This is a genomic window from Pseudomonas rhizosphaerae, from assembly GCF_000761155.1.
Taxonomy (GTDB): Bacteria; Pseudomonadota; Gammaproteobacteria; order Pseudomonadales; family Pseudomonadaceae; genus Aquipseudomonas; species Aquipseudomonas rhizosphaerae.
Map to the genome: position 1 here is coordinate 4,453,796 of NZ_CP009533.1, position 18,675 is coordinate 4,472,470.

An 18,675-nucleotide genomic window follows, 5' to 3' on the forward strand; every position below is an offset into this window, starting at 1 on the left:
ACGCTACTTAGATGTAGAACGACTTCAAAGGCGGGAAGCCGTTGAATTCCACCGCACTGTAGCTGGTGGTGTAGGCACCGGTGGACAGCCAGTACAGGCGGTCACCGATGGCCAGGTTCAACGGCAGGCCGTATTTGTAGTGCTCGTACATGATGTCGGCGCTGTCGCAGGTCGGGCCGGCGATCACCACTTCTTCCATCTCGCCTTTCTTCTCGGTCCAGATCGGGAACTTGATGGACTCGTCCATGGTTTCGATCAGGCCGCTGAACTTGCCCACGTCGGTGTACACCCAGCGCTCGACCGCGGTACGCGACTTGCGGGCTACCAGCACCACTTCACTGACCAGGATGCCGGCGTTGGCGATCAACGAACGGCCTGGTTCAAGGATGATTTCCGGCAGCTCGTCACCGAAGTCTTCCTTGAGAAAACGGATGATTTCCTCGGCATAGGTTTCCAGGCTGTTGGTACGGGTGATGTAGTTGGCCGGGAAGCCGCCGCCCATGTTGATCAGCTTGAGGACAATGCCGTCTTCTTCCTTGAGGCGTTCGAAGATCACCTTGACCTTGGCGATCGCCGCGTCCCAGACGCTGATGTCGCGCTGCTGCGAGCCGACGTGGAAGGAGATGCCGTAGGGCACCAGGCCCAGGTCGCGTGCCAGGATCAGCAGGTCCATGGCCATGTCGGTCTGGCAGCCGAACTTGCGCGACAATGGCCAGTCGGCCGTGGTCGAGCCTTCGGTGAGGATCCGCACGTAGACCTTCGAACCCGGTGCGGCCTTGGCGATGTTGCGCAGGTCGGCTTCGGAGTCCGTGGCGTACAGGCGCACACCCTTGTCGTAGAAGTAGCGGATGTCCTTGGATTTCTTGATGGTGTTGCCGTAGCTGATGCGCTCCGGACCCACGCCCTGGTTCATGACCTTGTCCAGCTCGTAGATCGAGGCGATGTCGAAGCTCGAACCCTTGTCGCGCAGCAGGTCGATGATCTCCACGGCCGGGTTGGCCTTGACCGCGTAATACACCTTGGCAAATTCGAACCCGGCGCGCAGGTCATCGTAGGCCTTGCTGATCATGGCGGTATCGATGAGTACGAAGGGGGTTTCTTGCTTGTCGGCGAACGCCTTCATCTTGTTGAAGGTATCGCGTGCGAAGTAGTCTTCGACGTTGATCGACATGCTAGGGACTCCTGGTGGCAAACGTCGTGAATATAAATGGGCTCAAATGACCATCCTCCGTATCCCCACTTTGGTTCGCCTACTTCCCAAGGCATGTCGGGCGAAAGCAAAAAGGCCACGGAAAGCTGCTTTCCGATGGCCTGTTGTCTCGTCGTCAGTACTTGAGCCGGATGGATCGTTTCCAGCATGGACGGTCGGCGCGAACTTTAGGGCGTGGAAGGCTTGAGAGCAACTAAAAATGTCGCGTTTTCGTACGTTGCCGACGGGGCCGGCAGTGGAACCCTTCAGCGATTCCCTTTTAACCGACCCACATGACCGCATGATGTTCCCGCCTGGCTGCCCCGCCGGTCATTCCTTGACGTTCATGAACTCCTTGGCCCAACCCACGTAACTCTCTGGATGGGTGTAGGTGTGAGTGAGCTCGGTGGCGCTCAGGTCGGTGCTCTTGCTGAACTGCTGGCGCTGTTCGCGCAGTGAATCGTAGGTGGCCTTGATGGCTGCAAAATAGGCACCATGGCCCGCCACCACGACCCGCACGCCCAGTGCGGCCAGGCGTTCGTCGTCGTGCAGTGCCGGGTTGCCGTAGGTCACCAGCATCAGTGGCACGCTGAGGTTTTCGGCAATCTGTTCCAGGTGCTCGAAATCCTTCACGCCGACCATGCAGATACCGTCGGCACCGGCCGCCTGATAGGCCTGGGTACGGCTGATGACTTCCTGAGTGGACAGCACACCGGCGTGGGTGCGGGCGATGATGGTCAGCTCGGGGTCGACCCGCGCCTCCAGCGCTGCGCGGATCTTGCCAACGCCCTCGGCCACCGAGATGAGGTCGGTGGAGCGGCGGCCGAACTGCGCCGGCAGCAGGGTATCTTCGATGGTCAGCGCACCGATGCCGGCGCGTTCCAGCTCGACCACCGTGCGCATCACGTTCAGCGCGTTGCCATAGCCGTGGTCGGCATCGGCAATCACCGGCAGCTGTGCCACACGACCGATGCGCGTGGCCTGTTCGGCGAACTCGGAAAGGGTGATCAGCGCAAAGTCGGGGGCAGCCAGCACCTGTAGCGAGGCCACCGAGCCCCCAAGGATACCGACCTCGAAGCCCAGGTCGGCGGCAATGCGGGCGGACATCGGATCGAACACGGAAGCGGTGTGATAGCACTGTTTTGAAGCAAGCAGCTCACGGAACTGGCGACGCAGGGCCGTGTGAGAAACTTTGGGCATGATCGCTCCTGATTCTGGCGAAACCCCAGTTGCCTATTGCGCAGGGTTTCTGGAACTTTATCGATTCTTCATGGGTTTTTAGTGACTGGCGCCAGTTTATCACCGCGCGGTCGAAGTTGTATTCGTTGACGCCATTGCGCCGTGCCAGTTTCACCCGTGTCGGCAACTGGCGACGGCGCACGCAAAATGGCAGAGTGTCCGGCCATGCCTGCCTGCCAACGGAATCCCCATGGCCACCACTCCAACAACAAGCACCCTCGATAACGCGCCCGGCGCTGCGCAGACCAGCCCGCTGGTGATGCGCATCCTTGGCGCCTGTGCGCTCGCCCACCTGGTCAACGACCTGATCCAGGCCGTGCTGCCGTCGATCTACCCCATGCTCAAGGCCAGCTACGGCCTGACCTTCACCCAGGTCGGCCTGATCACCTTGACCTTCCAGGTCACCGCGTCACTGCTGCAACCCTGGATCGGCTTCTATACCGACCGCCATCCCAAGCCGCTGCTGTTGCCGGCCGGCATGGTCTGCACGCTGATCGGCATCATGCTGTTGTCCACGGTCGGCAGCTTTCCGATGATTCTCCTGGCATCGGCCCTGATCGGCATCGGCTCCTCGACCTTCCACCCGGAAACCTCGCGGGTGGCGCGGTTGGCTTCCGGGGGACGCTTCGGTCTGGCGCAGTCCACCTTCCAGGTGGGCGGCAACACTGGATCAGCGTTTGGCCCGCTGCTGGCGGCCGCCATCGTCATTCCGTACGGCCAGGGGCACGTGGCCTGGTTCGGCCTGGTCGCAGTATTCGCCGTGGCGCTGCTGTACGCCATCAGCCGCTGGTACCGTGGCCATCTCAACCAGTTCAAGGCGCGCGCCGGTCAGCGTGCCAGCCACGGGCTGTCCAAGGGACGGGTCAAGGCCGCGCTGGTGGTCCTGGCGCTGCTGGTGTTCTCCAAGTACTTCTACATGGCCAGCTTCACCAGTTACTTCACCTTCTACCTGATCGAGAAGTTCGACCTGTCGGTGGCCAGTTCGCAACTGCACCTGTTCCTGTTCCTTGGCGCGGTGGCGGCCGGTACCTTTTTCGGTGGGCCCATCGGCGACAAGATCGGCCGCAAGGCGGTGATCTGGTTCTCGATCCTGGGGTCGGCGCCGTTCACCTTGATGCTGCCCTACGTCGACCTGTTCTGGACCAGCGTGTTGAGCGTGGTCATCGGCTTCATCCTGGCTTCTGCCTTCTCCGCCATCGTGGTGTACGCGCAGGAACTGGTGCCGGGCAACGTGGGCATGATCGCGGGCGTGTTCTTCGGCCTGATGTTCGGTTTCGGCGGTATCGGCGCAGCGCTGCTGGGGCATCTGGCAGACATCCACGGCATCGAGTACGTGTACTGGCTGTGCTCGTTCCTGCCGCTGTTCGGCATTCTGACGATCCTGCTGCCCAGCACCAAGAAGGTCTAGCGGGCGCGGTGTTCGGCCGGCTGGGGGCGGCCGAACAGGTAGCCCTGGAAATGCGAGCAACCCTCGGCCTTGAGCCGCATGAATTGTTCGTCGCTCTCCACGCCCTCGGCCGTGACCTGCATCTGCAGGCTGCGGCCCATACCGGTGATAGCTCTGATAATGGCAATCGCTTCGTTGCTGTCGCTCATGTCATGCACGAATGACTTGTCGATCTTGATCTTGTCGAAGGCAAACGCGCGCAGGTAGCTCAGGGACGAGTAGCCGGTGCCGAAATCATCCAGGGCGATACGCACGCCCAAGGCTTTCAAGCGCTGCAAAATGCCGATGTTGGCCTGGTTGTTGTCCAGCAGCACCGATTCGGTGATCTCCAGTTCCAGCCGCGCAGCGTCCAGGCCCGAATCGGCCAATGCCGCCTGCACCAGCTCCACCAGCCCGTTGTTGCGGAACTGCACCGGTGACAGGTTGACCGCGACGGTCAACTCGCCCGGCCAGCGCTGTGCTTCGTGGCAGGCTTCACGCAGCGCCAGTGCGCCGAGTTCATGGATCAGCCCGGTCTCCTCGGCAATGGCGATGAAGTCCAGCGGCATGATCATGCCGTGCTGCGGGTGCTGCCAGCGGATCAGGGCTTCATAGCCGATGATCCGCGTATCGCACTTGTCGATGATGGGCTGGTAATGCAGGTGCAGCTGCTTGTCGACGATGGCCTGGCGCAGATCGTTCTCCACCGTACGGCGCTTCTGCGCCACGGCGTCCATGCGCGGGTGAAAGAATTCGTAGCGATGGCGACCGTTGCGCTTGGCCTCGTACAAGGCCATGTCGGCACAGCGCAGCAGCTCTTCGGGGGTGTTCTGATCCTTGGACGCCAGTGCAATCCCGACGCTCAAACCCACACAGAGGCTGTGGCCCTCGATCAAAAAGGCCGGCTCGATGGTGTCGATCAGGCGCTGGGCTGAGAACTGCGCGTCCTCACCGTTCTTGAGCTCGGGCAGGATCACCGCAAACTCGTCGCCGCCCAGGCGCGCCAGGGTGTCGTTGGCCCGCAGCACATCGCGCAGACGCCTGGCGATGGCGCGCAACAAGCGATCGCCGAACTCGTGGCCCAAGGCATCGTTGACGTTCTTGAAGTTGTCCAGGTCCAGGCACAGGGTGGCCGTCATGCGATCGCGGCCGGCGTCTTCACGCAGCGCCTCTTCAAGACGCTGGCGAAACAGCGCGCGATTGGGCAGCCCGGTCAGGCTATCGTGATGGGCCATATGGCGAATGCGCGCCTGTGCGGCGTTTTCGTCGGTGATGTCTTCGACGATCAGCAATACATAGCTGCTGCCCAGCGCCTTGCCGCTTATGGTCACGGTCTTGCTGCGCAAGGTCCGCAGGCCACGCGGCGTGTGTTGCTGGCTCTCGGCATGGTGCAGACCCTCGGTACGCACGCACTGGTCGGTCAGCCGGCGCAAATAGCTACTCAAGGCGGGAGCGAGGCATTGCTCCAATTGCCGACCGATCATGTGTTCGCGAGCATTGCCGAACAACCGCTCGGCCTGCAGGTTGACCAGGAGGATCTGCCGCGAGACGGCGTCCTGCACGATCACGCTGGACGGGATGTTGGCGATCACCGAATCGAGAAACATCGACAACGAGGCCATCTCGGCGCTGTGACTTTCCGCCAGACGCTTGGCCTCAAGCAGGCTCAGGTCATGCGCACGCTTCTCGCTGATATCGCGCGTCACCTTGGCAAAACCCAGCAGATGGCCCCTGTCGTCACGAATGGACTCGATCACCACATGGGTCCAGAACAGCGTGCCGTCCTTGCGTACCCGCTGCCCCTCGCACTCGAAGCGGCCAACCTGTCGCGCGGTCTCCAGGCTCTGCGCCGGCAGCCCTCGGGCACGGTCCTCCGGGGTGTAGAAACAGGAAAAATGCTGCCCGACGATCTCGTCCGCCCGATAACCCTTGGCCCGCTGCGCCCCTGCATTCCAGTTCGAAACGATGCCCTGCGGCGACAGCATGTAGATCGCATAATCCACCACGCCCTGTACGAGCAGCCTGTACATCACATCGGAGTTTTCGTTCATGGGGGAGGTCTGCTGGCGGGAGTTACGGGGCAGTGAGGGGCTGCTTGCGGTCATCCAGGCTCGTCACGTTCGCTTGGGTCTGGTCCACAGGTTGTCGGCTCGCCATGCGCTATCTTTAGCGAGGGATGGGAAGGGCGCTTCACGAGCGTAATCCGGCGAGTTGCAATGTATATCCTCCGGGTATATACATCATCTTTGCGATCAATCACGATGCCTGAATCGAAGCGAGGTGTACTCATGGAGCAGGGCTCTGTTTTTCTGAGCAATAAAAGCCAAGCCGTTCGTCTGCCCAAGGCGCTGGCATTGCCCGATGGCGTCAAGCGTGTCGACGTTGTTGCCATAGGTCGGACGCGAATCCTGACCCCAGCTGGCGAGTCATGGGACAGCTGGTTCGAGGGTGAAGCTGTGACCAGCGACTTCATGCTTGACCGAGAGCAGCCAGCCATCCAAGAGCGCGACGGGCTCTGATGTTGAAGTTCATGCTCGACACCAATATCTGCATCTTCACCATCAAGAACCGTCCGGAACATGTTCGCGCTGCCTTCAAGCGTAGTCACGGGCTGATGTGCATCAGCAGTGTAACGCTGATGGAGTTGATCTACGGGGCTGAAAAATCCCTGCACGTTCAGCGCAATCTCGAAGTCGTGGAAAGCTTCGCCGCGCGCCTGGAAGTGCTCGATTACGATTCGTTCGCGGCCGCTCATACCGGGCAATTGCGAGCCGAGTTGGCTCGCTTGGGCATGCCGATCGGAGCTTACGATCAGATGATCGCCGGGCATGCCCGCTCCAAAGGCCTGATCCTGGTGAGTAACAACACCAGGGAGTTCATGCGGGTGCCTGGGCTTCGAATCGAAGATTGGGCAACACCGGCAGCCTGAACGCAAAAAGCCCCGCATCGCAGGGAGATGACGGGGCTTTGGGTGCAGCGGCCAACGGTGTTGCGGGTTTGCTCAGACGTTGAAGCGGAAGTGCATCACGTCACCGTCCTTGACGATGTATTCCTTGCCTTCCAGGCGCCATTTGCCGGCTTCCTTGGTACCGGCTTCGCCGTTGTACTGGATGAAGTCGTTGTAGGCGATGACTTCGGCGCGGATGAAGCCTTTTTCGAAGTCGGTGTGGATCACGCCGGCAGCCTGGGGGGCGGTGGCGCCGATCTTCACGGTCCAGGCGCGAACTTCTTCGACGCCGGCAGTGAAGTAGGTCTGCAGGTTGAGCAGGTCGTAGCCGGCGCGGATCACGCGGTTCAGGCCGGGTTCTTCCAGGCCCAGGGCCTCGAGGAACATGTCCTTCTCTTCGCCGTCGTCGAGCTCGGCGATTTCGGCTTCGATCTTGTTGCACACCGGCACCACGATCGCGCCTTCTTCTTCGGCAATCACCCGCACCACGTCCAGCAGCGGGTTGTTCTCGAAGCCGTCTTCGGCGACGTTGGCGATGTACATCACCGGTTTGGTGGTCAGCAGGTGGAAGCCGCGAATGACGGCTTTCTCGTCGTTGCCCATGTTCTTCATCAGGCTACGGGCCGGCTTGCCCAGGGTGAAGTGGGCAATCAACTGCTCCAGCAGGCCCTTCTGCACCACGGCGTCCTTGTCACCACCCTTGGCGTTGCGCGCAACCTTCTGCAACTGCTTCTCGCAGCTGTCGAGGTCGGCAAAGATCAGCTCCAGGTCGATGATCTCGATGTCGCGCTTGGGGTCGACGCTGTTGGAAACGTGGATCACGTTCTCGTCTTCGAAGCAGCGCACCACGTGGGCGATGGCGTCGGTCTCGCGGATGTTGGCCAGGAACTTGTTGCCCAGGCCTTCACCTTTCGAAGCGCCAGCCACCAGGCCTGCGATGTCGACGAACTCCATGGTGGTCGGCAGCACGCGCTTGGGATTGACGATGGCGGCCAGGGCTTCCAGGCGCGCATCGGGCATTGGCACGATGCCACTGTTGGGCTCGATGGTGCAGAACGGGAAGTTCTCGGCCGCAATCCCGGATTTGGTCAAGGCGTTGAACAGAGTGGACTTGCCGACGTTGGGCAGGCCGACGATGCCGCAGTTGAATCCCATGGTGAATCCCTCTTCGAAGAGTCAGGCCTTTTGGCTGTGCAGGTTTTTCATCGCGCGATTCCACTCGCCGGCGAAGATATCCGGCAGCACACCGAGGGCAAAATCGATACTGGCATCCAGTTTTTCCTGTTCGGCGCGCGGGGCGCGGCCAAGCACGAAATTGGACACCAACTTGCTGTCACCCGGGTGGCCGATGCCAAGCCGCAGGCGGTGAAAGCCGTTGTCATTGCCGAGCTGCGCGATGATGTCGCGCAGGCCGTTGTGCCCGCCGTGCCCGCCGCCCAGTTTAAGCTTGGCGACGCCGGGGGGCAGGTCGAGTTCGTCGTGGGCCACCAGGATCGCTTGCGGCGGTATGCGAAAGAAATTCGCCATCGCTGCGACGGATTGACCGCTGCGGTTCATGTAGGTGGTGGGGATCAACAGGCGAACGTCATGGCCCTGATGGCTGAAACGCGCCGTCAGGCCGAAATATTTGCGATCGGCAACCAGGTTCACACGGTGTGCCTGGGCGATGCGCTCAACGAAAAGAGCCCCTGCGTTATGCCGGGTCTGTTCGTATTCGGGGCCGGGGTTACCCAGGCCAACGATCAGTTGTATGGCGGTCACGGCAGGGGCTCTTCCTTGTCGAGTCGTGGACGACACCCGAGGGCGTCATCCACAGCTCGGCGTGCGAGTGAAATTACTCGGCAGCGCCTTCTTCGGTTTCTTCGTCGGCAACGATACGCGGAGCGTGGACGTTGGCAACTGCCAGGTCGGTACCATGAGCCAGTGCCACGAATTCGACGCCTTGCGGAGCCTTCAGGTCGGACAGGTGGATGATGGTGCCGATTTCAGCGTCAGCCATGTCGACTTCGATGAACTCAGGCAGGTCTTTCGGCAGGCAGGTCACTTCCAGCTCGGTCTCGGTGTGCGAGATCTCGCCGCCTTTCTTGACTGCTGGTTCCTGGTTCATGAAGTGCAGAGGCACGATGGCGGTCAGTTTCTGGCCGGCGATCACGCGTACGAAGTCAGCGTGCAGGACGTGACCCTTGGCTGGGTGACGCTGCAGTGCCTTGATCAGGACGTTCTGCTTGGTGCCGCCAACGTTCAGTTCGATCACGTGGCTGAAGGCAGCCTCGTTTTCGAGCAGTTTGGCAACTTCCTTGGCCAGCATGCTGATGGACTCAGGGGCTTTGTCGCCACCGTAGACAACAGCTGGAACCAGGCTGGCGAGACGACGCAGGCGGCGGCTCGCACCTTTCCCCAGGTCGGAACGCGCTTCGGCATTCAAAGTAAAATCGTTCATGTGTTTCTCCAAAATAACCACGTTCGCCCAGCGTTTGCGACCAGCGCCAAGGCGATACGGGCAAAAAAGCCCCGGCCCGACAAGAGTGTCGGGCCGGGGCGCTTTTCGTCAGAGCAATGTTTGCGAAGGGCAGGGCCCTCAGCGGAACATCGCGCTGATCGATTCTTCGTTGCTGATGCGACGCATCGCCTCGGCAACAACCGGAGCGATATCCAGTTGACGGATACGCCCACAGGCTTGTGCGGCTGCGGACAGCGGGATGGTGTTGGTCACCACCAGCTCGTCCAGCACGGATTTCTCGATGTTCTCGATCGCACGACCCGACAGAACCGGGTGGGTGCAATAGGCGAACACCTTCGCCGCGCCATGTTCTTTCAAGGCCTTGGCCGCGTGGCACAGGGTGCCGGCGGTATCGACCATGTCGTCGACCAGGATACAGGTGCGACCTTCGACATCACCGATGATGTGCATCACTTCGGAGTGGTTGGCCTTTTCGCGGCGCTTGTCGATGATACCCAGGTCAACACCCAGCGACTTGGCTACGGCCCGTGCACGCACGACGCCACCAATGTCGGGGGAAACGATCATCAGGTTCTCGAAGCGCTGGTCTTCGATATCGTCCACCAGAACCGGGGAACCGTAGATGTTATCTACCGGGATATCGAAGAAACCTTGAATCTGGTCGGCGTGAAGATCGACGGTGAGGACACGGTCGATACCCACCACGGTCAGCATGTCGGCTACGACCTTGGCGCTGATTGCCACACGGGCAGAGCGCGGACGGCGGTCTTGCCGAGCGTAGCCGAAGTAGGGGATCACGGCGGTGATTCGCGAAGCCGAGGAGCGGCGGAAGGCATCAGCCATCAGCACTAGTTCCATCAGGTTATCGTTGGTCGGCGCACATGTAGGCTGGATAATGAAGACGTCTTTACCGCGGACGTTTTCATTGATCTCGGTACTGATTTCACCATCGGAAAACTTGCTGACGGAGACATCACCGAGAGGGATATGCAGCTGACGCACTACGCGTCGAGCCAGATCGGGGTTTGAATTCCCCGCAAAGACCATCATCTTGGACACGCGCAGTACCTGCCGGCTGAGGGTATACCTGGATGAGTATAGGAATATGGCAGGGGCGGCTGGATTCGAACCAACGCATGGCAGGATCAAAACCTGCTGCCTTACCGCTTGGCGACGCCCCTGTAGCTTGAAACTCCGAGTGCCCAGCACTCGTTTCCTGTTACAGACTTTGCAGCTTGCGATGCAACATCGAAACGTTGCTTCCCTTGGCCACGAACCCTGAAAGGGTGTCTGCAAGAAGGTGCGAAACTCTATCAGCTTCCGCTTTGCTTGGGAAGGCCCCAAACACACAACTTCCAGTGCCTGTTAGCCGAGCTTCAGTGAATTTGTTGAGCAAATTCAGTGCGTTACGTACATCTGGGTAACGACGCTCTACTACTGGCTGGCAGTCATTACGACTGTTTCCCTCAAGAACGGGGCGCACTTTAATGGGCGCCGAGTCACGTGTCAACAACGGATCCGAAAAAATTTCCGCTGTACTTACAGAGACTTGCGGCACGAGCACGAGGAACCAGGGTTCGGGCAGTTCGACCGGGGTCAGTTTCTCGCCCACGCCCTCGGCAAACGCGGCGTGGCCGCGAACGAATACCGGCACGTCTGCACCCAGGCACAGGCCCAGTTGCGCGAGCTGATCTTCGCTGCAGCCGGTCTGCCACAGGTGGTTCAGGCCCAGCAGGGTGGTAGCGGCGTCGGAGCTGCCACCGCCGATGCCGCCGCCCATGGGCAGCACCTTGCGCAGCCAGATGTCGGCGCCCAGGGTCGTGCCGGTCAGTGCCTGCAACTGCCGCGCGGCCTTGACGATGAGGTTGCTGTCGTGGGGCACGTCGGCAATCTCGGTATGCAGCTGCACCACACCGTCGGTGCGCAAGGCAAAGTCCAGCTCGTCGCCATGGTCCAGAAACTGGAACAGCGTCTGCAACTCGTGATAGCCGTCCGGGCGACGCCCCAGAATGTGCAGCATCAGGTTGAGCTTGGCGGGGGCGGGCAGGGTGAGCGTAGGGTTCATGGTGCCTTCGTTCACGTTACTGCCCCAACCGGCGTGGCTGCCAATCCTTGACCACTAGGGTCACGTCCAGGTCCTGGCCATGCAGCTTGATGCGCTCGGGCAGCCAGTAGCCGTTCTGTTCGGCATAGCTCAGGTATTCGACGCTCCAGCCATCCTGCGTCAGGCCTGCGAGGCGGCTGTTGCCGTCCAGGGTCAACTGGCTCTTGCTGTCGGGCGCAGGCAGGCCACGTACCCACCACGACAGGTGCGACACCGGCAGCTTCCAGCCCAGTTGCTGTTCCAGCAACTCTTCGGGGGTGGTCGCCTGGTAGCGGCCCTGGTTGGCCACCTCCAGGCTGACATCGCCCGGACGTCCGGTCAGGCGCGCCGCGCCACGCCCCAATGGGCCGGACAGACGAATGTCGTAGTAGTCCTGGCGCTGCAGCCAGTACAGGGTGCCGGAACCCGAGTCCTTGGGTGCGCGAATGCCGATCTTGCCGTTGATCTCCCAGCCGTCGAGCTGGGTCAGCTGTTGCTTGTGGGCTTGCCACTGCTGGGGGTTGCCCTGGCCCTGCAGGGCTTCGTGGGAACCCATGCCGGCGCAGCCGGTGAGCACGGCAATGAAGGAAGCAACCAGCAGGTGACGCATGTAGGAGGTAGGACGCAAAGGCATGGATTAAAGATTCTCTGATCCGGTCAGGCGCAGGATGGTGCTGCGCAGAATAGGGCTGTCGGGTTGTTCTTGCAGGGCCGCGCCCCAGACTTTGCGGGCTTCGCGCTGCTTGCCGTTGGCCCACAGCACTTCGCCCAGGTGGGCCGCCACTTCGTGGTCTGGAAAACGTTCCAGGGCGCTGCGCAGATAGCGCTCGGCGTCGTCGAGGTTGCCCAGGCGATAATTGACCCAGCCCAGGCTGTCCAGCACGGCCGGATCTTCCGGGTTGATCCGGTGGGCCCGCTCAATCAGCACGCGGGCTTCCTCGAAGCGGTTGGTGCGGTCGGACAATGTGTAGCCCAGGGCATTGAGCGCCATGGCGTTGTCCGGCTCGCGCGCCAGGATGGCCCGCAGATCCTTTTCCATCTGCACCAGGTCGTTGCGCTTTTCAGCCAGCATCGAGCGGGTGTACAGCAGGTTCAGATCATCCGGATTCTGCTTGATGGCGTTCTGCAGTACCAACCAGGCGGATTGGGTCTTGTCGTTGTTGGCCAGGGTTTCGGCTTCGATCAGGTAGAGCTGGATCGCGTAGTCGGGCTGGGCATCGCGAGCCTCGGCCAGGCGTCGCGATGCTTCGTCGGCGCGGCCATTGGCGATCAGGATATCGGCCTGGCGCAGCTGTGCGGGCAGGTAGTCGGTGCCGATGCCGACTTGTGCATATTCATCGAGGGCCGCCTGCGGGTCGCCACGTTCTTCGGCGATGCGGCCCAGGTTCAAGTGGGCGGAATCGACATGACTGCCACGCTCCACCAGCTGTTGCAGGTAGTTGTAGGCTTCATCCCACGCCTTGCCTTCCAGGCAGACCAGTGCCAGCGAGTAGCGCAGTTCGTCGTCGTCGGGGTATTGCTGAACCAGGATGGCGAACTGCACCTTGGCGTCGTCCATGCGGTTCTGCTCGACCAGCATGCGCGCGTAGGTCAGGCGCAATCGCTTGTCGTCGGGGATCTTCTTGAGGTTCTTTTCGAGCAGCGGCATGGCTTCGCTGCCACGGTCCAGCGCGGCCAGCAGGCGTGCGCGCAGCAGGATCGGAGCGATCTCGCCTTCCTGCGGCGGGTTGTCTTCGAGCAGGGCGAGGGCGCCTTCGGTGTTGCCGTCCTGTTGCAGCAGCAGGGCCTTGCCGAAGATCAGCTGGCCATTGCCGGGATACTTGCCGAGCAAGCGCTCGAAACTCTGCAGCAGGCCACGTCGGGTGTTTTCATCGGTGTCGGCGGCCGACAGCGCGAGAAAGTCGAAGTGGGTGTCGCCCTGACCCTGCAGGACCTTCTCCATGTACACCAGCGACTCGTCGTACCTGCCGTTGCGCGCCAGCTGGATGGCGGCAGCGCGTTGGGCATCGAGATCGGCGGGTGCATTGCGGGCCCACAGCAGCGCGGTTTCCAGCGCCGGTTGATCGGCGCCCAGGTACTCGGCGATGCGGAAGGCGCGCTCGGAAATGCCAGCATCTTGGGTCTTGCGGGCCTGGGTGACGTAGTTGCCCAGCGCCAGATCGAAACGATCACGCTGCCCGGCCAGCTCCGCACTGAGCAGGCTGAACACGGTTTCCTCGCTGAACGAGCCGTAGACCTTGGGCGCCTCGTCCGGCGCGGGCGCCGGCTGCGCCACGGGAGCCGGAACCGCCTGCTCTCTGGACGGCCAGGACTGGCAGCCCTGCAGCAAGGCGAAGGCGAGGAGCAACGTGGAGGTTCTATTCATAGAGGGGATTTTGGCGGCTTACCTGCGGTCGGATCATCATGACACAAGCCACAGGTCAAACCCATAACTCGAGGTTGCCTATTAGGACAATAGATAGCGGTGGTTGTTCTGGGCCGGACGAAGTAGGACAATTACCGGCTTCTCGACATCATCAGCGACCTTGAATGGCCTTTCTCGCCCTCGGCATCAACCATAAGACTGCTTCGGTCGACGTGCGCGAGCGCGTGGCGTTTACCCCGGAGCAGCTGGTAGAGGCCCTGCAGCAGCTTTGCCGGCTGACCGACAGCCGCGAGGCCGCGATCCTCTCGACCTGCAATCGCAGCGAGCTGTACATCGAGCAGGACCACCTGACCGCCGATGCCGTGCTGCGCTGGCTTGCCGATTACCACCGTTTGAACGTCGAAGAGCTGCGCGCGAGCGCTTATGTGCACGAAGAAGATGCGGCTGTTCGTCACATGATGCGCGTCGCGTCGGGGCTCGATTCGCTGGTGCTGGGCGAGCCGCAGATCCTGGGGCAGATGAAATCCGCCTACGCCGTGGCGCGCGAGGCTGGCACCATCGGGCCACTGCTCGGGCGTCTGTTCCAGGCCACCTTCAGCGCCGCCAAGCAAGTACGCACCGACACCGCGATCGGCGAAAACCCGGTTTCGGTGGCCTTTGCCGCCGTCAGCCTGGCCAAGCAGATCTTCAGCGACCTGGCTCGCAGCCAGGCATTGCTGATCGGCGCGGGCGAAACCATTACCCTGGTCGCACGCCATCTGCACGAACAGGGGGTCAAGCGCATCGTGGTGGCCAACCGGACACTGGAACGCGCGAGCACCCTGGCCGCGCAGTTCGGCGCCCATGCAGTGCTGCTTTCCGACATTCCCCAGGAGCTGGTCAACAGCGACATCGTGATCAGTTCCACCGCCAGCCAGTTGCCGATCCTGGGCAAGGGTGCGGTCGAAAGCGCGCTCAAGCTGCGCAAGCACAAGCCCATCTTCATGGTCGATATTGCCGTGCCACGGGACATCGAACCCGAGGTTGGCGAACTGGACGACGTCTACCTCTATACCGTCGATGACCTGCACGAAGTGGTTGCCGAGAACCTGAAAAGCCGCCAGGGTGCCGCCCAGGCCGCCGAAGAACTGGTGAGCGTGGGCGCCGACGACTTCATGCTGCGCCTGCGCGAGCTGGCAGCCGTGGATGTGCTCAAGGCCTACCGCCAGCAAGGCGAGCGCCTGCGCGACGAGGAGTTGCAGAAGGCCATGCGCCTGCTGGCCAACGGCGGCAATGCCGAAGAAGTGCTCGCGCAACTGGCCCGGGGCCTGACCAACAAGTTGCTGCACGCGCCCAGTGTGCACATGAAAAAGCTCTCTGCCGAAGGCCGCATCGATGCGCTGGCCATGGCCCAGGAACTCTTTGCCCTCAACGAGGGCTCAACGGATAAACCGCCGCAATGAAAGCGTCCCTGCTCAATAAACTGGACACGATCCAGGACCGATTCGAGGAATTGACCGCCTTGCTGGGCGACGCCGAAGTCATTTCCGAGCAAACCCGTTTCCGTGCCTACTCCAAGGAATACGCCGAAGTCGAACCTGTGGTGCTGGGTTACCAGCAATGGACCAAGGTGATGGCTGACCTGGAGGGCGCACAGGCGCTGCTCAAGGACAACGACCCGGACATGCGCGAGATGGCGGCCGAGGAGGTGCGTGAAGCTCGCGAACAGCTGGTGCAGTTGGAAGGCGCGCTGCAGCGCATGCTCCTGCCCAAGGACCCCAACGACGGCCGCAACGTGTTCCTCGAAATCCGCGCCGGTACCGGTGGCGATGAAGCGGCGATCTTCTCCGGCGACCTGTTTCGCATGTATTCGCGCTACGCCGAACGCCGCGGCTGGCGCCTGGAAATTCTTTCGGAAAACGAAGGCGAGCACGGCGGCTACAAGGAAGTCATTGCCCGTGTCGAGGGCGACAGCGTCTACGGCAAGCTCAAGTTCGAGTCCGGGGCGCACCGGGTCCAGCGCGTGCCGGAGACCGAGTCCCAGGGCCGTATCCATACCTCGGCCTGCACGGTCGCGGTGTTGCCCGAGCCGGACGAGCAAGTCGCCATCGAGATCAATCCGGCCGACCTGCGCGTGGACACTTACCGTTCCTCCGGCGCCGGCGGCCAGCACGTCAACAAGACCGATTCGGCGATCCGCATCACCCACTTGCCGACCGGCATCGTGGTGGAGTGCCAGGAAGAACGTTCGCAGCACAAGAACCGCGCCCGCGCCATGAGCTGGTTGTCGGCCAAGCTCAACGACATGCAGAGCAGCGCCGCGGCTAATGCCATCGCCAGCGAGCGCAAGCTGCTGGTGGGTTCGGGCGACCGTTCCGAGCGCATCCGCACCTACAACTTTCCCCAGGGCCGGGTGACCGACCATCGCGTCAACCTGACCCTGTACTGTCTGGATGAAGTTTTGGCCGGTGGGGTCGATGCAGTGATAGAGCCGCTTCTGGCTGAATACCAGGCCGATCAGTTGGCCGCGTTGGGTGAATAGAACATGACCATCATTGCCAGTCTGCTGCGCGCCGTGGAACTGCCCGAGTCACCCACCGCACGCCTCGATATCGAGCTGTTGCTGGCCGCCGCGCTGGGCAAGTCGCGCAGCTACCTGCACACCTGGCCCGAGCGCATCGTGCCCAGCGAAGCGGCCACTGCCTTTGCCGCATTCATCCGCCGTCGCCAGGCCGGCGAGCCGGTGGCCTATATCCTCGGCCAGCAAGGTTTCTGGAAGCTCGACCTTGAAGTGGCCGCGCACACCTTGATCCCGCGTCCCGAGACCGAGCTGCTGGTGGAGGCTGCGGTGCAGTTGCTGCCGACACACTCGGCGCGGGTACTCGACCTGGGTACGGGCAGCGGCGCGATCGCCCTGGCCCTGGCCCATGAATGCAGTGCCTGGCAAGTCACCGCGGTCGACCGCGTTGCCGAAGCCGTGGCTCTGGCCGAACGCAACCGGGTGCGCCTGAACCTGGGCAACGCCCGGGTGCTGGAGAGTCACTGGTTCAGCGCCCTGCAAGGCGAGCGCTTCGACCTGATCGTGAGCAACCCGCCGTACATCGCCAGTGCCGACCCTCACCTGAGTGCCGGTGACGTGCGTTTCGAACCGGCCAGCGCGCTGGTGGCAGGCGAGGACGGCCTCGACGACCTGCGCCTGATCATTGGTCAGGCCCCGGCGTACTTGCAGGCGGGCGGCTGGCTGTTGCTCGAGCATGGCTACGACCAGGCGCCGGCGGTCCGTGAACTGCTCGCACAACACGATTTCGAGCAGATCGAAAGCCGTATCGACCTCGGCGGTCACGAGCGCATCACGCTCGGGCGGCTGCTGTGCTGACCGACCAGGAGCTTCTGCGCTACAGCCGCCAGGTGCTGCTGTCGCAGGTCGACATCGAAGGCCAGCTACGGCTCAAGAACAGTCGGGCACTGATCGTCGGCCTGGGTGGGTTGGGTTCGCCAGTGGCGATGTACCTGGCCGCTGCGGGTGTCGGCGAGCTGCACCTGGCGGACTTCGATACGGTCGATGTGACCAACCTGCAACGCCAGGTCCTGCACGACAGCGCCTCGATCGGGGAGACCAAAGTCGACTCGGCCATTGCCCGCTTGAGTGCGATCAATCCCGAGATCGATCTGGTCGCCCATCGCAGTGCGCTGGATGAGGACTCGTTGAGTGCGGCAGTTGCCGCCGTCGACCTGGTGCTCGACTGCTCCGACAACTTCGCTACGCGCCAGGCGGTGAATGCCGCCTGCTTTGCCGCTGGAAAGCCGCTGGTCAGTGGCGCTGCGATTCGTCTGGAAGGGCAGCTCTCGGTGTTCGACCCGCGGCGTCCGGAAAGCCCCTGCTACCACTGTCTGTACGGAGAGGGCAGCGATGCCGAGTTGACCTGCAGCGAGGCCGGTGTGGTCGGCCCGTTGGTGGGGTTGGTCGGCAGCCTGCAGGCACTCGAAGCATTGAAACTGCTGGCGCAGTTTGGCGACGCGCTGGTGGGGCGACTGTTGTTGATCGATGCATTGGGCACGCATTTCCGTGAAATGCGGGTCAAGCGCGATCCCAAGTGTCCGGTCTGCAGCGCGCGACATGTCTGAAGCGCCGGTAGGCGTGTTCGATTCCGGCGTCGGCGGCTTGTCGGTACTGGGTGAGATCGAACGCCTGCTGCCCCGCGAATCCCTGCTGTACGTGGCCGACACCGGCCACATGCCCTATGGTGAAAAGTCTCCGGAATTCATTCGCGAGCGTTGCGCCAAGGTGGCGCAGTTCTTCCGTGGGCAGGGCGCCAAGACCTTGGTACTGGCCTGTAACACGGCCACGGTCGCGGCCGTCGCGGATCTGCGCGAACGGTACCCTGACTGGCCGATCGTCGGCATGGAGCCTGCGGTGAAGCCCGCTGCGGCGGCCACACGCAGCGGCATCGTCGGTGTGCTGGCAACCACTGGCACCTTGCGCAGCGCCAAATTCGTGGCATTGCTCGATCGCTTCGCCAACGAGGTGCAGGTCATCACGCAGCCTTGCCCCGGCCTGGTCGAGCTGATCGAAACCGGCGACCTGCGCAGTCCGGCGCTGCGTCTGCTGCTGCAAGGCTATGTGCAGCCGTTGCTCGACGCTGGCTGCGATACCTTGATTCTAGGCTGCACGCATTACCCTTTCTTGAAGCCGCTGCTGACCGAAATGGTCCCGGCCGACGTGGTGCTGGTGGATACCGGCGCCGCCGTGGCGCGTCAGCTGCAGCGATTGTTGAGCGCCGGTAATCTGCTGAACGAGGGCGCTGCGAAACCTGCACGGTTCTGGACCAGCGGATCCGTAGATACTTTCCGAAATGTCCTACCGAAGCTGAGGAATTTCTCAGACAACGTGCACCTATTCACGTTGTAAAAAAAATGTGAAAGAATCGATGTGTAACGCTGAACTTACGTGCCAACTTCGATTCCATAGCTTGTTCATTTTTTTGA

At 62.0% G+C, this 18,675-nt stretch carries 18 protein-coding genes and 1 tRNA gene; 8 read left to right on the top strand and 11 right to left on the bottom strand.

All coding sequences use genetic code 11. The features are described 5' to 3' along the window. Window positions 1–7: 7 nt before the first annotated feature. Together LT40_RS19760 and LT40_RS19765 are read right to left on the bottom strand one after the other, a co-directional pair. Window positions 8–1,171, bottom strand: a complete 1,164-nt coding sequence (locus tag LT40_RS19760; protein WP_043192892.1) for a type III PLP-dependent enzyme — start codon at window positions 1,169–1,171, stop codon at window positions 8–10. A gap of 348 nt (window positions 1,172–1,519) precedes the next feature. Continuing rightward, window positions 1,520–2,389 (bottom strand): isocitrate lyase/PEP mutase family protein, encoded by an 870-nt coding sequence (locus LT40_RS19765; protein WP_043192893.1) that lies wholly within the window; start codon window positions 2,387–2,389, stop codon window positions 1,520–1,522. Between the two features lie 229 nt (window positions 2,390–2,618). On the opposite strand from LT40_RS19765, the gene LT40_RS19770 reads away from it, so the two are divergent. Further along, complete coding sequence (locus LT40_RS19770; protein WP_043192894.1) at window positions 2,619–3,836, top strand: MFS transporter; 1,218 nt, start codon at window positions 2,619–2,621, stop codon at window positions 3,834–3,836. On the opposite strand, the gene LT40_RS19775 is transcribed toward LT40_RS19770, so the two are convergent. Then, on the bottom strand, window positions 3,833–5,905 hold the full coding sequence (locus LT40_RS19775) for a putative bifunctional diguanylate cyclase/phosphodiesterase (protein ID WP_043192896.1): 2,073 nt from the start codon (window positions 5,903–5,905) through the stop codon (window positions 3,833–3,835). The two genes, LT40_RS19770 and LT40_RS19775, sit on opposite strands and share 4 nt — an antisense overlap. Before the next feature lie 237 nt (window positions 5,906–6,142). Between LT40_RS19775 and vapB the strand changes: the two genes are divergently transcribed. Together vapB and vapC are read left to right on the top strand one after the other, a co-directional pair. Next, window positions 6,143–6,373, top strand: a complete 231-nt coding sequence (gene vapB / locus LT40_RS19780; RefSeq protein ID WP_043192898.1) for a type II toxin-antitoxin system VapB family antitoxin — start codon at window positions 6,143–6,145, stop codon at window positions 6,371–6,373. Beyond that, window positions 6,373–6,783, top strand: coding sequence for a type II toxin-antitoxin system tRNA(fMet)-specific endonuclease VapC (gene vapC / locus LT40_RS19785; protein ID WP_043192900.1), 411 nt, complete (start codon window positions 6,373–6,375; stop codon window positions 6,781–6,783). The genes vapB and vapC overlap by 1 nt, the downstream gene beginning before the upstream one ends. A 72-nt stretch (window positions 6,784–6,855) precedes the next feature. Here vapC and ychF read toward each other — a convergent pair whose 3' ends face one another. From ychF to LT40_RS19825, 8 genes are all read right to left on the bottom strand, one after another. After that, window positions 6,856–7,956 carry a redox-regulated ATPase YchF gene (ychF, locus tag LT40_RS19790; protein WP_043192902.1) on the bottom strand — a complete coding sequence of 367 codons (1,101 nt, stop codon included), beginning with the start codon at window positions 7,954–7,956 and terminating at the stop codon, window positions 6,856–6,858. A gap of 21 nt (window positions 7,957–7,977) precedes the next feature. Next, on the bottom strand, window positions 7,978–8,562 hold the full coding sequence (gene pth / locus LT40_RS19795; protein WP_043192904.1) for an aminoacyl-tRNA hydrolase: 585 nt from the start codon (window positions 8,560–8,562) through the stop codon (window positions 7,978–7,980). 73 nt (window positions 8,563–8,635) lie between these two features. Continuing rightward, window positions 8,636–9,241, bottom strand: coding sequence for a 50S ribosomal protein L25/general stress protein Ctc (locus tag LT40_RS19800; protein WP_043192906.1), 606 nt, complete (start codon window positions 9,239–9,241; stop codon window positions 8,636–8,638). A 138-nt stretch (window positions 9,242–9,379) separates the two neighbouring features. Further along, the gene (locus LT40_RS19805) at window positions 9,380–10,321 is read right to left on the bottom strand and encodes a ribose-phosphate pyrophosphokinase (RefSeq protein ID WP_043192909.1); all 942 of its coding nucleotides are present in this window, start codon (window positions 10,319–10,321) and stop codon (window positions 9,380–9,382) included. Between the two features lie 47 nt (window positions 10,322–10,368). Beyond that, a tRNA-Gln gene (locus tag LT40_RS19810) sits at window positions 10,369–10,443 on the bottom strand. A gap of 38 nt (window positions 10,444–10,481) precedes the next feature. After that, the gene (gene ispE / locus LT40_RS19815) at window positions 10,482–11,327 is read right to left on the bottom strand and encodes a 4-(cytidine 5'-diphospho)-2-C-methyl-D-erythritol kinase (RefSeq protein WP_043193855.1); all 846 of its coding nucleotides are present in this window, start codon (window positions 11,325–11,327) and stop codon (window positions 10,482–10,484) included. A gap of 16 nt (window positions 11,328–11,343) precedes the next feature. Continuing rightward, a complete protein-coding gene (lolB, locus tag LT40_RS19820) occupies window positions 11,344–11,979 on the bottom strand; it encodes a lipoprotein insertase outer membrane protein LolB (RefSeq protein ID WP_043192910.1) in 636 nt (211 codons plus the stop codon). A 3-nt stretch (window positions 11,980–11,982) separates the two neighbouring features. Next, entirely contained in the window at window positions 11,983–13,710 is a 1,728-nt protein-coding gene (locus LT40_RS19825) for a tetratricopeptide repeat protein (protein WP_043192912.1), read from the bottom strand. Between the two features lie 164 nt (window positions 13,711–13,874). Between LT40_RS19825 and hemA the strand changes: the two genes are divergently transcribed. From hemA to murI, 5 genes are read left to right on the top strand one after another with little or no spacing between them, the layout of a single operon-like run. After that, entirely contained in the window at window positions 13,875–15,152 is a 1,278-nt protein-coding gene (gene hemA / locus LT40_RS19830; protein ID WP_043192914.1) for a glutamyl-tRNA reductase, read from the top strand. Continuing rightward, window positions 15,149–16,231 carry a peptide chain release factor 1 gene (gene prfA, locus LT40_RS19835; protein ID WP_043192916.1) on the top strand — a complete coding sequence of 361 codons (1,083 nt, stop codon included), beginning with the start codon at window positions 15,149–15,151 and terminating at the stop codon, window positions 16,229–16,231. Before hemA ends, prfA begins: the two co-directional genes overlap by 4 nt. Before the next feature lie 3 nt (window positions 16,232–16,234). Further along, window positions 16,235–17,065, top strand: a complete 831-nt coding sequence (gene prmC / locus LT40_RS19840; protein ID WP_043192918.1) for a peptide chain release factor N(5)-glutamine methyltransferase — start codon at window positions 16,235–16,237, stop codon at window positions 17,063–17,065. Then, complete coding sequence (locus tag LT40_RS19845) at window positions 17,059–17,814, top strand: molybdopterin-synthase adenylyltransferase MoeB (RefSeq protein ID WP_043192920.1); 756 nt, start codon at window positions 17,059–17,061, stop codon at window positions 17,812–17,814. The genes prmC and LT40_RS19845 overlap by 7 nt, the downstream gene beginning before the upstream one ends. Then, window positions 17,807–18,598 carry a glutamate racemase gene (murI, locus tag LT40_RS19850; protein ID WP_043192921.1) on the top strand — a complete coding sequence of 264 codons (792 nt, stop codon included), beginning with the start codon at window positions 17,807–17,809 and terminating at the stop codon, window positions 18,596–18,598. Before LT40_RS19845 ends, murI begins: the two co-directional genes overlap by 8 nt. Window positions 18,599–18,675: the final 77 nt, after the last annotated feature.